The sequence below is a fragment of the Kitasatospora sp. NPDC043950 genome, assembly GCF_056435345.1.
Genome location: NZ_JBWKER010000028.1, coordinates 79,609 through 93,554, shown reverse-complemented (window position 1 = coordinate 93,554; position 13,946 = coordinate 79,609). Strand labels below are relative to the sequence as shown.

Below are 13,946 nucleotides of genomic sequence, written 5' to 3'. Positions count from 1 at the left end.
TTTCGGCGCACCGGGAAGCACCCCTGGACACGCGTCGGGAAGCGGCTCGCCCGACCGGATTCCGGGCGCCCGGAGGAGGGCGGGTGCCGGTCCGGTGCCGATCCGGTGACGGCCCCGCCCCAGTCCGGGGGTGTGCGTAAGGGGCCTTTATCCGCATGGCAGACTCCTCCCCTGCCACGCCTGCGGCTCCCCGGAGCCGTACCCGAGGAAGGGGTCGCGTGGCGGTTATTCACAGGGGGATCTGAACTCATGTCACCGATGTACCGGCCGAACCGTGCCGTCCTGGGCGCCTCCGTCGCCGCGCTGACCGTGCTGGCCGCGACCGCGTGCGGCCCGGACAACAGCGACCCGGTCACGGCCCGGACCACGGCTCCGACGGTCGCGGCCGGCGCCACCGGCAAGCCGGGCGCGGCGCCGATCAAGCTGCCGACCGCCGAAGAGCTGAAGACCTGGAAGTTCGAGGACTGGGACAAGTGGGCCCAGCAGAACGTGATCACTCCGGCGGTCAAGGGCTACTGGACCCTGCAGCGGATCCTGAACGCCAAGCCCAAGCCGATGCCGCAGCCGCAGCCCGACCCGACGCAGCCGCCCGCCCAGCCGACCGGCGCGGCCCCGGCACAGCCGACCTCGAAGCCGGCCACCCCGGCCCCGGCGCAGCCCACCACCGCCCAGCCCCCGAGCACCGGCGACGCGCTGCCCACCGTCATCGAGGCCAAGCCGACCCAGCACCCGTTCGCGAAGAACCTGCACGTCAACGGCAAGCTCTTCTTCAAGGACGGGAACGAGGACTACGTGTGCTCCGGCACCGTCGTCTCCGACCCGGCCAACCCCGGCAAGAGCAACCTGGTCTGGACCGCCAGCCACTGCCTGAACGGCGGCAAGGGCGGCACGTACTACACCAACATCTCCTTCGCCCCGGCCTACAACAGCAACGGCCTGCTGAGCGGCGGCAAGCAGGCCAACGAGACCGCCGCCGAGCCGTACGGCGAGTGGGGCGCGACCGCCGGCATGGTCTCGCCGCAGTGGTCGGCCGAGGCCGACCCGGAGCACGGCGGCCCGTGGAGCCAGTACGACTTCGGGATCATCAAGGTCGCCAACCCGAGCGGCGACGGCAAGTCGCTGGAGGAGACCGTCGGCGGCTCCGTGCCGATCTGGTTCAACGCCCCGCGTGAGCAGCTCAGCAGCGTCAGCGCCTACGGCTACCCGGCCGGCAAGCCGTTCGACGGCGTCGAGCTGGACCACTGCGACAGCGGGAAGCCGGTGAAGAAGACCGGCGACCCGAGCCGCCCGGCGATGCTGATGATCGGCTGCAACATGACCGGCGGCAGCAGCGGCGGCGGCTGGGTCGCCGCCAAGGACGGCAAGCCGGCCCTGGTCAGCGACACCTCGATCGGCAACGGCGCCAGCACCTGGGAGGCCGGCCCGTACCTGGACGACGTGGCGGCCCGGATGTTCGACTACTTCTCGAAGAAGTCCAAGTGACCTCCTGACCGGCCCGCGTGGCCGGTCCCCGGGGTCGCGGCAGCCGCGCCGCGGCCCCGGGCTTTTCCGCCACCCGGCCCGCTCCTCCTACAATCGGGCTCATCATGAGCGCCACACTCGTAGTCAAGGACCTCGCCGCCGGTCACGGCGAACGCACCCTCTTCTCCGGCCTGGACCTGGTCGTCGCCCCCGGTGACGTGATCGGCCTGGTCGGCGTGAACGGCGCCGGCAAGTCGACGCTGCTGCGGCTGCTGGCCGGGCTGGACACCCCCGAGGGCGGTTCGCTGCGGCTCAGCCCGGCGACCGCCAACATCGGCCACCTGCCACAGGAGCCGGAGCGGCGCGAGGGCGAGTCGGTGCGCGACTTCCTGGCCCGTCGCACCGGCGTGGCGGCCGCGCAGACCGCGCTGGACGAGGCCACCGAGGGCCTGGTCGAGGGCCGCCCGGGCGCCGACGACGCGTACGCGGCGAGCCTGGACCGCTGGCTGGAGCTGGGCGGCGCCGACCTGGAGGAGCGCGCCGAGGAGGTCGCCGACTCGCTCGGCCTGAAGGTCTCGCTCGACCTGCCGATGACGGCGCTGTCCGGCGGCCAGGCCGCCCGGGCCGGCCTCGCCTCGCTGCTGCTCTCCCGCTACGACGTCTTCCTGCTGGACGAGCCCACCAACGACCTCGACCTCGACGGCCTGGAGCGGCTGGAGGCCTTCGTCAAGGGCCTGCGCGCGGGCACCGTGCTGATCAGCCACGACCGCGAGTTCCTGGCCCGCACCGTCACCAAGGTGCTGGAGCTGGACCTGCACCAGCAGCAGGTCAACCTGTACGGCGGCGGCTACGAGGCGTACCTGGAGGAGCGCGCGGTGGCCCGCCGGCACGCCCGCGAGGAGTACGACGAGTACGCCGACACCAAGGCCGGGCTGGAGGCCCGGGCCCGGATGCAGCGCGGCTGGATGGAGCACGGCGTGCGCAACGCCCGCCGCAAGTCCTCCGACAACGACAAGATCGGAAAGGCGCAGCGCGCCGAGTCCACCGAGAAGCAGGCCTCCAAGGCCCGGCAGACCCAGCGGATGATCGAGCGGCTGGACGTGATCGAGGAGCCGCGCAAGGAGTGGGAGCTGCGGATGGAGATCGCCACCGCGCCGCGCTCCGGCTCGGTGGTCGCCACCCTGCGCGCGGCCGTCGCCCGCCGCGGCGACTTCGCCTTCGGCCCGGTGGACCTCCAGATCGACTGGGCGGACCGGGTCGCCATCACCGGCGCCAACGGCGCGGGCAAGTCGACGCTGCTGGCCGCCCTGCTCGGCCGGCTCGAACTCGACGGCGGCAGCGCCTCGTTGGGCTCCGGCGTGGTGGTCGGCGAGGTGGACCAGGCGCGCGGGCTGTTCCTCGGCGGCGAGCCGCTGGCGGACGCCTTCGCCGCCGCCGTCCCGGAGTTCACGCCGGAGGAGGTGCGCACCCTGCTGGCCAAGTTCGGCCTCAAGGCGGTGCACGTGAAGCGCCCGGCCGGCACCCTCTCCCCCGGCGAGCGCACCAGGGCCGCGCTGGCGCTGCTCCAGGCGCGCGGGGTCAACCTGCTGGTGCTGGACGAGCCCACCAACCACCTGGACCTGCCCGCGATCGAGCAGTTGGAGGCGGCGCTCGGCTCGTACACCGGGACCCTGCTGCTGGTCACCCACGACCGGCGGATGCTGGACACCGTCACGGTGAACCGGCGGATCGAGGTCCGGGACGGGCGGGTGCACGAGCTGTAGTCCCGCCCCGCCGGGCGGCCCCGCCGGGCGGCCCTGCCGGATGAACCTGCCGGATGGACCCGCCGGATGGGCCTGATCTGCGGATTGGTCTCGACCTCTTCCCGGCGCGGCCGTCATGTGCTGTGCTGTCGGCCATGGTTGACAGTGCAGTGGCAGGGACGCCCTATCCGACCGTCCCCCTCACCCCGATGACGGTGCCGGCCCACGAGGCCGAGGCCCGCAGCAGGTCCTTCCACGACGTGATGGCGCAGCGCCGGACCGTCCGCGACTACGCGACCCACCCGATCCCGGACGGGGTCGTCGAGTGGGCGATCCGGACCGCCAACACCGCGCCCAGCGGTGCGCACGTCCAGCCCTGGCGGTTCGTGGTGATCACCGACCCGGAACGCAAGCGGCGTCTGCGCGAGGCCGCCGAGGCCGAGGAGCGCGAGTTCTACGCGCACCGGGCGTCGGAGGAGTGGCTGGCCGCGCTGGCGCCGATCGGCACCGACTGGCGCAAGCCGTTCCTGGAGGACGCGCCGGCGGTGATCGTGGTGTTCGAAGTGCACAAGGGGCCCGATTCGCCGCGGCCTTACTACACCAAGGAGTCGGTGGGGATCGCGGTCGGACTGCTGCTGGCCTCGCTGCACCAGGCCGGGCTGGCGACGCTGACCCACACGCCGAGCCCGATGAAGTTCCTCAACGAGGTCTGCGAGCGTCCGCTGGAGGAGCGCGCCGCGTACGTCATCCCGGTCGGCTACCCGGCCGAGGGGGCGCGGGTGCCGGATCTGCGGCGCAAGGAGCTGGACGAGGTGCTGATCCGGCTCTGACCGCCGGGCGTGTGCGCGCCCCGGTGCGCCGGGGGTGCGGCCGGGCGCGCCGGGGTGTGGCGGGGACCGGTGAGAGGCCTGGTGGGAGGCCGTCTGGAATTCATTGGTGACAGGTCCCGGCCAAGGACATAATCGCGGCCATGAGCCACCCGCAGTCACGGTCCTGCAAGTACCCGCCCGCCCCGCTCCACGTGCCCGCTCCCGCCGCCGTCACCGCCGGGCGGCCGCCCGAGGAACTGCGGCTGCCCGGCGGGATCTCGCTGCTGCGCCGCCGCAGCACGCACGCGGTGGCGCTCAACAAGGCCGTCCGCGCCAACCTGGACCACCTGCGGCCCTGGATGGAGTGGGCGGCCGAGCCCCCCACCCGGGCGCAGACCGCCGAGCTGGCCCGGGCCGGCTCCCTCGCCTGGGAGGCCGGCACCGACTTCATGTACCTGGTCGGCCTGGACGCCGAACCCGGCGGCGTGGTCGGCGCCCTCGGCCTGCACGGCCGGATCGGCCCCGGCGCACTGGAGATCGGCTACTGGGTCGCCGCCCGGCACGCCGGCCGCGGCATCGCCACCACCACGGCCGGGGCGCTGACCGAGGCCGCCCTGGCGCTGCCCGGCATCGCGCGGGTGGAGATCCACTGCGACGAGGCGAACGGCGCCAGCGCGGCCGTCCCGCGCAAGCTCGGCTACCGGCTCGACCGGGTCGCCGAGGCCGCCGTCCGGGCTCCCGCCGAGACCGGGCGGCAGCTGATCTGGGTCCGGGAGGCCTGACGGCGTTCCGAGGCGGGGCCGGCGACCCGGGCGGCCCATGCCGCTCGGTACCGCTCGCCGCTCAACACCGCTCGCCGTTCAGTACCGCTCGCCGCTCAGCTCAGTACCGCTCGCCGGTCGGAGTCGGCAGCGCGTCCAGGTCGGCCAGGTCCGCAGCCGAGAGCACGACCTCGGCCGCGCCCGCGTTGTCCACCAGGTAGCGCGGCGTCTTGGTACCCGGGATCGGGAAGACGTACCGGCCCTGCGCCAGCACCCAGGCCAGCGCGACCTGCGCGGGCGTCGCGCCGATCCGCTCGGCGACCTCCTTGACCCTGCCGACCAGTGCCAGGTTCTCCTTCAGCGCGTCCTGCTGGAAGCGCGGCAGCCGGCGGCGGAAGTCGTCGGCGGGCAGTTCGTCGAAGGAGGCGATGCTGCCGGTCAGGAAGCCCCGGCCGAGCGGCGAGAACGGCAGGAAGGCGATGCCCTGCTCCTCGGTGTACGGCAGCACCTCGGCCAGCACGTCCCGGGTCCAGAGCGAGAGCTCGGACTGCACGGACGCCACCGGGTGCACCGACTGGGCCCGCTTGATCTCCTCGACGGTCACCTCGGAGAGCCCGATCCGGCGGGCCTTGCCGGCCGCGACGGTCTCGGCGAGGGCGCCCCAGGTCTCCTCGATCGGGACGGCCGGGTCGACCCGGTGCAGCTGGTAGAGGTCGACGTGGTCGGTGCCGAGGCGGCGCAGGCTGTCGTCGATCGAGCGGCGCACGTGCTCGGGGCTGCCGTCGCGGGCCGACTGGCCGGACCCGCCCGGGACGATGCCGACCTTGGTGGCGAGGAAGGCGCGTTCCCGGTACGGGCCGGCCAGCGCGGCGCCGACCACCTCCTCGTTGGTGTAGGGGCCGTACATGTCGGCGGTGTCGATCAGGGTGACACCGAGGTCCAGCGCCTGCCGGATCACCCGGACGGAGTTCTCGTCGTCCCGGTTCTGCACGTCGTAGGCCCAGGTCATCCCCATGCAGCCGAGGCCGATGACGCCGGTCTCCGGGCCGTTGGTACCGAACGTGGCGTTGCGCATGACGGTGCTCCGATCGTGGTGGTGTGCTTGGCCGCTCGCGGGGTGCTGCGGTGGATCAACGCGTCCAGCTTTCACCTTGGAGTGCACTCAAGGTCAAGCCCGTCCGGACGCGCCTCGGATCCGCCTCGGATCCACTTCCGATCCGCCGACCGCCAGAGGGGCCGTTGATCATATGAGCGGCCCTCGGCTCACCCGGGGGTGCGATGCGCCCGAGGCGCAGGCGGAGCGCGTGCGACGGACTTCACCACCATGCGAGCGGACACGACCATCCGAACCGTGCGTTCGCACCACGGCCCGCCGCCGGGCGGGCGCAGGCCGGCCGACCGGCCGACACCAGGTGATCACCCGTCAAACCGGCGCGCGGGAGCCCGTCGGCGGAACCTCCGCACCACCGGGCGCCATCCGCCCGGTCTTGGCAGGGCTCACGGCGACGGCGGACCCTCTGGGCACAGCCGATCATCGGCTCATCCAGTCGTATCCCGTTGGGGAGGAACCCATGACGTTCTCGCGCACCCGCCTCGCCGCCGTCGCCGTGATCGTGGCCGCCGCCACCGCCGTGACCGTCCCGGCGCAGGCCGCCGGCGGCCACCGCGCCCTCAGCCGCTTCGACGACGGTAGCTTCGAGTCGCCCAAGGCCCCGGCGAACAGCTTCGCCGAGTTCAGCGCCGGACAGACCATCGGCCCGTGGACGGTCACCACCGGCAGCGTCGACCTGATCGGCGCCGGGTTCTGGCAGGCCGCCGAGGGCGACCAGTCGGTGGACCTCAACGGCGCCACCACCGGCGCCGTCGCCCAGTCCTTCACCACCGTCCCGGGCGCCACCTACTCCGTGACGTACGCGCTGGCCGGCAACACGTCGGCCGCACCGACCGTGAAGACCGGCCGGGTGCTCGTCGACGGCCAGGACTTCCAGGACTTCTCCTTCGACATCACCGGCAAGACGCCGACCAACATGGGTTACGTGGGGCGCCAGTTCAGCTTCGTCGCGCGGAACGCCTCCACCACGCTGACCTTCGCCAGCACCAACGCGGGCTCGGCCGGCCCGGTCGTGGACGACGTCCAGGTCAAGGAGTGCAAGCCGTGCTGCGGGTGATCCACTGAACCGCCCGCCCGCCCGCCGGTTCGAGACCAGCGGGCGGGCCTTCTCCTCCTTGCCGACCGTTGTTTCCCCCTCGCTTAAAGTGCTTCACCCCGCACGACGAGCCCTGACAGGGTCAGTTACCGGAAGAGCTACGCCGAAGCCGAATGGGACGCTCAGGGTTCGCTGACCCGGACCATCGGCGCGGGCGCCATCACGGCAAGTGCCATCGGCGGCAACGGAATCGTGGGCGGCACGAAGTTCGTCGGGTCGACTCCGCGGCCCGGCCTTCACCGCCGTCGCTTTCGCGGCCGCCTCCTGCCGGGAGCCGAAAATCCTCCTGCCAGGGCGCCGGAGGTCGACAGGGGTGCCGTCCGAGGGCGCGGAGCGGTGTTCCAGGAGCGGGATCCCAGAGCCTTAAACCGTTCCTAAAACCTTCCCACAGCGGGCTTCCGATGCCCCGGAAGTGCTTGACGTGCACAGCTGGTCTAGTCCAGTTTGATGCTCAGCACCGCGCTCCTCCCCCGCACCGGACCAGCCCCCATGCTGCCGCCCGCCCCGCGTATCCCCCTTCGCGGCGCGGGCGGCCCCACGTCCCGAGAGGCACCCCCATGCCCAGCGCGCCCCAGCCCGCCCCCACGCACCGCCGCACCGCCGGTCGCACCAAGCTGCTGAGCCTCGCCGCCGCCACCGCGCTCGCCGCCGGCGGCCTCGCCACGCTCGCCGGGAACGCCGGCGCCGCCGACGGCAACCTGCTGGCCAACCCCGGCCTGGAGAGCGGCACGCTCAGCCCGTGGAGCTGTTCCGGCGGGACCGGCAGCGTCGTCAACTCCGGTGCGCACAGCGGCAGCTACGCACTGAAGGGGGCGGTCGGCGCGAGCGACACCGCACAGTGCGGCCAGACCGTCACCGTCCAGCCCAACACCACGTACAACCTCAGCGCCTGGGTGCAGGGCCAGTACGTCTACCTGGGTGCCACCGGCAGCGGCGTCACCGACCCGGCCATCTGGACGCCGGGCGGCGCCAACTGGCAGCAGCTGTCCACCAGTTTCACCACCGGCCCGGCCACCACCAGCGTCACCGTCTACCTGCACGGCTGGTACGGGCAGGGCGCCTACCTCGCCGACGACATCACGCTCACCGGCCCCGGCGGCGGCAACCCCACCACCCCGCCGCCCACTTCGGGCACCCCGACCGGCGGCCCCACCGGCACGCCCACCGGCGGCCCGAGCACCCCGCCGCCGAACGTCGCCGTCCCCGTCGCGCCCTACATCGACATGGGCGCCTGGCCCACCCCGTCCATGCCCGACATGGCCAAGTCCGGCAACCTCAAGGCCTACACCATGGGCTTCGTCACCGGCGTCGGCTGCAAGGCCAGCTGGTTCAACGCCTACGACCCGCGCACCGGCTGGGCCAAGGACCAGATCGACGCGCTGCGCGCGGCCGGCGGCGACGTCAAGCTCTCCTTCGGCGGCGCCAGCGGCACCGAACTCGCCGCCGCCTGCACCACCGTGGACTCGCTGTTCGCCGAGTACGACGCCGTGGTCAACGCCTACAACCTGCGCTACGTCGACTTCGACATCGAGGGCGCGGCCATCGCCGACACCGCCTCCAACGACCGCCGCTCCGCCGCGCTCGCCAAGCTCCAGCAGGCCCACCCCGGCCTCAAGGTCTCCTTCACCCTGCCCGTCCTGCCCGAGGGCCTGACCACCGAAGGCGTCGCCATCGTCAAGTCCGCCCGCGACGCCGGGGTCGCCGTCGACCTGGTGAACATCATGGCGATGGACTACTACCGGACCGGCACCGACTACGGCAACGCCGCCGTGCAGGCCGCCCAGGCCCTGTTCGGCCAGCTCAAGGCGCTCTACCCGGCGAAGACCGACGCCCAGCTGTGGGCCATGGTCGGCGTCACCCCGATGATCGGCGAGAACGACGACCACCAGATCTACAACCAGGCCGCCGCCCAGCAGTTGGTGACCTTCGCCCGGCAGAACCACCTCGGCCTGCTGGCCTTCTGGGACGCCACCCGCGACGCCAACGCCTGCACCGGCGGCTCGCTCTCCAAGTGCACCAACATCGCGCAGCAGCCGTACGAGTTCGCGAAGATCTTCGCCCAGTACGCGGGCTGACCGCACCTCACGGGCCGACCCCCGCCTCGGCAGGGGTCGGCCCGGTGCCAGGGGTGTTCCTCAAGGGCCGCCAGGAGGCGAAGCGGTGACGGTGGCCGCGGCTCAGGTGTCGTAGCAGCCGTCCCACGGGGCGTGGAAGCCGAGGCCGTCGGGGTAGAGCTCGGCCCAGACCCCGCCCTCGCCGTCCTCGCCCTCTTCTTCCTTGTCCTCGTCCTCCTCGTCCGTCTCGTCCTCCTCGTCCGTCTCGATGACCAGCCCGAACAGCGACCCCTCGACCCGGACGGCGAACGGCGCGATGGCGATGTCCCCGTACGCGCGGCCGGGGAGGGCGTCGAGCCAGTCGGCGAGGAGTGCGCGGGCGGCCTCGACGGCCGCCTTCTCGCCGTCCGCCGTCGTGCCGGTCGAGTGGATGCGCGAGTCGAGGTGCCGGCCGGCGTCGTCGAAGCGGTGGAGCACCGCGAACCAGCGCTTCTGCGCCTGCCAGTTCTCGACGTCGGCCCCGACCTCCGGGAAGGCCGCCGTGACGGAGGCGAGGAACTGGCCGCCCTCGCACCGGCCGATGGTGCGGGTGCGGTAGTCGGGCTCGTACCGGATGGGGATCAGGTCGGGAACGCTCATGACCGAACCGTACGGCTGAGCTGTGACAACCCCCGGCCCGGAGACGGCTCCGGGCCGGGCACTGCTGCGGGCCGGAGCCGGCTACGGGCCGGGCCCGGTCGGCCGACGGTTCGTTCAGCGCCCGGTGGGCAGGTTGGCCCCTCCCGTGCAGTCGAACACCACGCCCGTCACGAAGGTGTTGGCGGCCAGCAGGTGGATCGCCTGCGCGACGTCCTCGGCCCGGCCGACGCGGCCGACCGGGGTGGTGGCGGCGAGACCGTCGAACAGCGCCGTCCGCTGCCCGGCCGGGACGCGGTCCCACCACGGGGTGTCGATGACGCCGGGCGAGACGGCGTTGATCCGCAGCGGGGCGAGTTCGACGGCCAGCGGCGGGACCATCGCCTCCAGCGCGCCGTTGATGGCGGCGAGTCCGGCGGTGCCGGGGAACGCGGCGCGGGCGGAGGCCGCGGTGATCAGCGTGACGGATCCGTCCGACCGCAGGTGCGGCAGCGCCGCCTGGAGAACGCGGACCTGCGGCCAGAACTTGGCGTCGAACCCGGTGGCGAGGTCGGCCAGGTCGAGCTGGGCGAACGGACCGCTGCCGGCCGCGCCGCTGACCGCGACGACCAGGTGGTCGACGGTGCCGGACTGGGCGAAGAAGGCCGCGACGGCCTCGGGGTCGGCCGCGTCCAGCTGGTGGCCGGTGGCCCTGCCGCCGATCCGGGCGACGGCGGCGTCCAGCCGGTCCCGGCCGCGGCCGGTGATCACGACCTCGGCGCCGTCCGCGGCGAAGGCGGTGGCCGCGGCCTCGCCGATGCCCGAGCTGCCGCCCATCACGACGACGCGCTGTCCGGCGAAGAGGTTTGACGTGGTGCTCATGGTGGCGTGTCCTTCATATTGTCGAGACCGCTAGTTCCGTCAATAATGTTATCGAGACTGCTAGTCTTGTCAAGCGGGGGAAGAAGAAAGGGAACCCCATGACCGAAGCCCGCCCGCACACCGGACGCCGCCGCAACGAGGCCGCCCACCAGGCGATCCTCGACGCGGCCCTGCACCTGCTCGCCGAGTCCGACGGCACCCCCGTCACCATCGACGCCATCGCCCGCAGCGCCGGCGTCGGCAAGCAGACCGTCTACCGCTGGTGGCCTTCCAAGGGCGCCGTCCTGCTCGACGCCCTCACCGACCGCGCCGACCAGGACGTCCCCGGCCCCGACACCGGCACCCTGCGCACCGACCTCCGCGCCTTCATCGCCACCACCTTCGACGGCTCCCAGCGCGACACCACCGCCCCCGCCCTGCGCACCCTCGTCCGCGAAGCCGCCCGCGACCCCCACCTCGCCGACCTCATGCAGACCTTCACCGCCACCCGCCGCACCACCCTGCGCGACCTCCTCGCCCGCGGCCGCGAACGCGGCGAACTCGCCGACGACACCGACCTCGACCTGATCGTCGACCAGGTCTACGGCGTCTTCTGGTACCGCTTCATCCTCGGCCACGCCCCCCTCGACGCCACCGTCGCCGACCGGCTCACCAACTCCCTGGTCGCCGGGAACAGTTAGGCCCCCTCCGGCGGATCCTGCCGGGCGCCCACGCCGGTTGATCATCCGATCCGCCTTCGGTACCGTCCCGTGGGGCCCTCCCTGCGGGACGGCACCCGTCCGGGGAGGGGACATTCATGCAAGGGCGAGGCGCAGCAAGGCCGTTCACATCCCGCCCGGCGCGACGTTCGGCCGCGCTGGTTGCGGCCGCGACCGCCGCCGTCGCCCTGGCGGCCGGCTGCGCGGCCGGGGACCCGGATCCGGATCCGAGGGCGTACCCGGGCAGCCCGAAGGGGCAGACCCTCGAAAAGGTGACGAAGGCGTTCGGGCTGGACCTGCCCGCGTGCGACCTTCAGGGCGTCGGGTTCCACGGATCGGCGAAGTACCCCGGGGAGGTCCTGAACCTGAGCTTCCGGGCACCGAAGGACTGCGTGGACCGCTTCCTCGCCGACCACTCGGTGGACCTGGCCCGCCCCGTCCCCTGGAGCCCCGGGCAGGGGGCCGGGACGGGCTTCGACTCCGACACCGAGACCCGGACCTTCGGCTGGTCCTTCGACAAGAACGTGACCTACGACCTCTTCGTCGACTTCACGACCTCCACCGGAAGCCGCTTCAGCGTGCTGGCCGACCCCGGGCAGACCGAGCGGACGGTGTACCTGGAGGCCCGCCACCTCGGCGGTTCCTGAACCCGGAGGCCCGCGCCCGCCCTCGGCCCGCCCTCAGCCCGACCGACGAGTCCCGCTGGGCGCCGCTCCAGGGCCGTGTCCGTTCAGACGTCCGACGGCCCGCGGCGCCGGATCAGCGGCAGGTAGACCTCGTCCACGATCTCGATCAGGACGTCGTCGGGCGCGGTCGGCACGCCCCGCACCACGAACTCGTTGCGCAGCAGCACCACCGCCACCGTGGCGACCCTGGGGTGGAGCGCCTCGGGGGCCGCTTCGCCGCGGGCGACCGCGCGCCCCAGGACGGTGAGCCAGGGGGCGGCCGCGGCCTCGCCGGACTGGTCCTGGAGCTGCGCCAGGAACTCCGCCGCGCCACCGGCGGCGGCCAGGAGTTCGCGCAGGATCGCGCCGAGCGGGGAGCTCCAGTGCCGGTTCGCCTGGCGGAGCAACTCCAGGGCGTCCCCGCGTAGTTCACCGGTGTCGGGGGGCACGGCGGCGGTGGCCAGCTGCTTGTAGGCGGCGATGCCGAGGGCCAGGCGGTTGGGCCAGCGGCGGTAGAGGGCGTTCTTGTTGGTGCTGGCGCGGGCGGCGACCTTGTCCATGGTCAGCCCGGCGAATCCGGACTCGGTGAGCTCCGCCACCGCCGCCCGGAGGATCGCCTCCTCCAGCGCCGCCCCGCGCCGCCGCGTCTGCCCGGCCATGGCCCTCGTCCCGTCCGATCCAGTCCGACCCCGTCGCCGGTACCGCCGTCGATACCGCCCCCTACCCTCCCATCCTTCTTGTCCTCTCCGTCCCACACCAACTAGGGTACTGGCCGTACCGTATTTGCCTGCTCCCCGTCCCACCCCCAGGAAGGCAGGACACCGTGCGCGCCAAAGGCATCAGCTACGACACCGGATTCGTCAGGAACGGGTCGTACTCCCGCAGCCGGTTCGACCCGAAGGAGGTCGAACGCGAACTGCGCATCATCCGCGACGACCTGCACTGCAACGCGGTCCGCATCATGGGCGGCGACCCCGACCGGATCGAACTCGCCGCCGGACTCGCCGCCGACCTCGGACTGGAGGTCTGGCACTCTCCGTACCCGCTGGAACTCGCCGCCGACGAACTCCTGGCCCTGTTCGCCGACTGCGCCGAGCGCGCGGAACGGCTGCGGCGGCGCGGGGCCGAGGTGGTGTTCGTCACCGGGGCCGAACTCAGCCTGATGAACCCGGGGTTCCTGCCCGGCGACACCACGGACGAACGCATCGCCCTGCTCAGCCGACCCGAGCTCGTCCGCGAACACCTCGGACCGGTCAGCGGCCGGGTCAACGCGTTCCTCGACCAGGCCGTGACCACCGTCCGCGAACACTTCGGCGGACGCGTCACCTACGCCGCCGTACCACTGGAGCGCGTCGACTGGACGCCCTTCGACCTCATCTCCCTCGACCTCTACCGCTCCGCCGAGACCGCCGACCGGTTCGCCGACGGCGTCCACGGCCTGGCCTCGCAGGGAAAGCCCGTCGCCATCACCGAGTTCGGCTCCGCCGGCTACCGCGGCGCGGGCGACCGGGGCGCGCTCGGCCTGGACATCGTCGAGTACGACGCCGAGGGCCCCGTCCGCCTGAAGGCCGCGCACGAGCGCGACGAGGCCGGCCAGGCCGCCTACCTGCGCGAACTGCTGGAGGCCTTCGACGCCGGCGGCATCGACGCCACCTTCGTCTTCACCTTCGCCCTCTACGACCACGTGCACCGCCCCGACGCCGACCCCCGCGACGACCTCGACCTCGCCAGCTACGGCATCGTCAAGGTCTACGAGGACCGCCCCGGCACCACCTACCCCGACCTCCCCTGGGACCCCAAGGCCGCCTTCACCACCGTCGCCACCTACCACCACACCCACTGACCAGGCCCCGCCCGCGCACCGCCCGCGGGAAATTATGCAGACCGGTCTACTGATCCCCACCCTCGCACGCTGCCCACCCACCCCACCTCGGGGGGGGGGGGGGGGGGGGGGGGGGGGGTGGGGGGGGGGGGGGGCAGGGAGAGACGACACCCCTACACTCAGCTAGTGTTAGGGAGTCGGGACGCAGGATGGATGCCCTAAGGGCATTC

The 13,946-nt window shown here is 72.8% G+C and carries 13 protein-coding genes; 9 read left to right on the top strand and 4 right to left on the bottom strand.

The window, feature by feature from the left end; all coding sequences use genetic code 11:
- The first annotated feature begins 249 nt into the window (after nt 1–249).
- The 4 genes from AC07BF_RS20215 (at nt 250) to AC07BF_RS20200 (ending at nt 4,794) form a co-directional block, all read left to right on the top strand.
- Complete coding sequence (locus AC07BF_RS20215) at nt 250–1,482, top strand: trypsin-like serine peptidase (RefSeq protein ID WP_400989716.1); 1,233 nt, start codon at nt 250–252, stop codon at nt 1,480–1,482.
- A 104-nt stretch (nt 1,483–1,586) separates the two neighbouring features.
- Nucleotides 1,587–3,224 carry an ABC-F family ATP-binding cassette domain-containing protein gene (locus AC07BF_RS20210; RefSeq protein ID WP_478333691.1) on the top strand — a complete coding sequence of 546 codons (1,638 nt, stop codon included), beginning with the start codon at nt 1,587–1,589 and terminating at the stop codon, nt 3,222–3,224.
- 134 nt (nt 3,225–3,358) lie between these two features.
- On the top strand, nt 3,359–4,033 hold the full coding sequence (locus tag AC07BF_RS20205; protein ID WP_363585692.1) for a nitroreductase family protein: 675 nt from the start codon (nt 3,359–3,361) through the stop codon (nt 4,031–4,033).
- A 140-nt stretch (nt 4,034–4,173) separates the two neighbouring features.
- Complete coding sequence (locus AC07BF_RS20200; RefSeq protein WP_363585693.1) at nt 4,174–4,794, top strand: GNAT family N-acetyltransferase; 621 nt, start codon at nt 4,174–4,176, stop codon at nt 4,792–4,794.
- Between the two features lie 100 nt (nt 4,795–4,894).
- Here AC07BF_RS20200 and AC07BF_RS20195 read toward each other — a convergent pair whose 3' ends face one another.
- Nucleotides 4,895–5,848, bottom strand: a complete 954-nt coding sequence (locus AC07BF_RS20195; protein WP_363585694.1) for an aldo/keto reductase — start codon at nt 5,846–5,848, stop codon at nt 4,895–4,897.
- 496 nt (nt 5,849–6,344) lie between these two features.
- Here AC07BF_RS20195 and AC07BF_RS20190 point away from each other — a divergent pair, with 496 nt between their 5' ends.
- Complete coding sequence (locus AC07BF_RS20190; RefSeq protein WP_363585695.1) at nt 6,345–6,941, top strand: choice-of-anchor C family protein; 597 nt, start codon at nt 6,345–6,347, stop codon at nt 6,939–6,941.
- 596 nt (nt 6,942–7,537) lie between these two features.
- The gene (locus AC07BF_RS20185; protein ID WP_478333690.1) at nt 7,538–9,055 is read left to right on the top strand and encodes a carbohydrate binding domain-containing protein; all 1,518 of its coding nucleotides are present in this window, start codon (nt 7,538–7,540) and stop codon (nt 9,053–9,055) included.
- 102 nt (nt 9,056–9,157) lie between these two features.
- Here the strand turns inward: AC07BF_RS20185 and AC07BF_RS20180 are convergent, their stop codons facing one another.
- Nucleotides 9,158–9,673, bottom strand: a complete 516-nt coding sequence (locus AC07BF_RS20180; protein ID WP_400989720.1) for a hypothetical protein — start codon at nt 9,671–9,673, stop codon at nt 9,158–9,160.
- 114 nt (nt 9,674–9,787) lie between these two features.
- Entirely contained in the window at nt 9,788–10,531 is a 744-nt protein-coding gene (locus AC07BF_RS20175; protein WP_400989723.1) for an SDR family oxidoreductase, read from the bottom strand.
- A gap of 98 nt (nt 10,532–10,629) precedes the next feature.
- Here AC07BF_RS20175 and AC07BF_RS20170 point away from each other — a divergent pair, with 98 nt between their 5' ends.
- Both AC07BF_RS20170 and AC07BF_RS20165 read left to right on the top strand, forming a co-directional pair.
- On the top strand, nt 10,630–11,211 hold the full coding sequence (locus AC07BF_RS20170; protein ID WP_363585699.1) for a TetR/AcrR family transcriptional regulator: 582 nt from the start codon (nt 10,630–10,632) through the stop codon (nt 11,209–11,211).
- Between the two features lie 290 nt (nt 11,212–11,501).
- Nucleotides 11,502–11,876 carry a hypothetical protein gene (locus AC07BF_RS20165; protein ID WP_400811372.1) on the top strand — a complete coding sequence of 125 codons (375 nt, stop codon included), beginning with the start codon at nt 11,502–11,504 and terminating at the stop codon, nt 11,874–11,876.
- An 83-nt stretch (nt 11,877–11,959) separates the two neighbouring features.
- On the opposite strand, the gene AC07BF_RS20160 is transcribed toward AC07BF_RS20165, so the two are convergent.
- A complete protein-coding gene (locus tag AC07BF_RS20160) occupies nt 11,960–12,553 on the bottom strand; it encodes a TetR-like C-terminal domain-containing protein (protein WP_363631457.1) in 594 nt (197 codons plus the stop codon).
- A 164-nt stretch (nt 12,554–12,717) separates the two neighbouring features.
- Here AC07BF_RS20160 and AC07BF_RS20155 point away from each other — a divergent pair, with 164 nt between their 5' ends.
- Entirely contained in the window at nt 12,718–13,737 is a 1,020-nt protein-coding gene (locus AC07BF_RS20155) for a hypothetical protein (protein ID WP_478333689.1), read from the top strand.
- The last annotated feature ends 209 nt before the right edge of the window (nt 13,738–13,946 follow it).

Coding starts and splice junctions, on each gene's coding strand:
- AC07BF_RS20185 (WP_478333690.1), top strand. CDS start 7,538: ATGCCCAGCGCGCCCCAGCCCGCCCCCACGCACCGCCGCACCGCCGGT.
- AC07BF_RS20210 (WP_478333691.1), top strand. CDS start 1,587: ATGAGCGCCACACTCGTAGTCAAGGACCTCGCCGCCGGTCACGGCGAA.
- AC07BF_RS20215 (WP_400989716.1), top strand. CDS start 250: ATGTCACCGATGTACCGGCCGAACCGTGCCGTCCTGGGCGCCTCCGTC.
- AC07BF_RS20170 (WP_363585699.1), top strand. CDS start 10,630: ATGACCGAAGCCCGCCCGCACACCGGACGCCGCCGCAACGAGGCCGCC.
- AC07BF_RS20205 (WP_363585692.1), top strand. CDS start 3,359: ATGGTTGACAGTGCAGTGGCAGGGACGCCCTATCCGACCGTCCCCCTC.
- AC07BF_RS20200 (WP_363585693.1), top strand. CDS start 4,174: ATGAGCCACCCGCAGTCACGGTCCTGCAAGTACCCGCCCGCCCCGCTC.
- AC07BF_RS20180 (WP_400989720.1), bottom strand. CDS start 9,673: ATGAGCGTTCCCGACCTGATCCCCATCCGGTACGAGCCCGACTACCGC.
- AC07BF_RS20175 (WP_400989723.1), bottom strand. CDS start 10,531: ATGAGCACCACGTCAAACCTCTTCGCCGGACAGCGCGTCGTCGTGATG.
- AC07BF_RS20195 (WP_363585694.1), bottom strand. CDS start 5,848: ATGCGCAACGCCACGTTCGGTACCAACGGCCCGGAGACCGGCGTCATC.
- AC07BF_RS20160 (WP_363631457.1), bottom strand. CDS start 12,553: ATGGCCGGGCAGACGCGGCGGCGCGGGGCGGCGCTGGAGGAGGCGATC.
- AC07BF_RS20190 (WP_363585695.1), top strand. CDS start 6,345: ATGACGTTCTCGCGCACCCGCCTCGCCGCCGTCGCCGTGATCGTGGCC.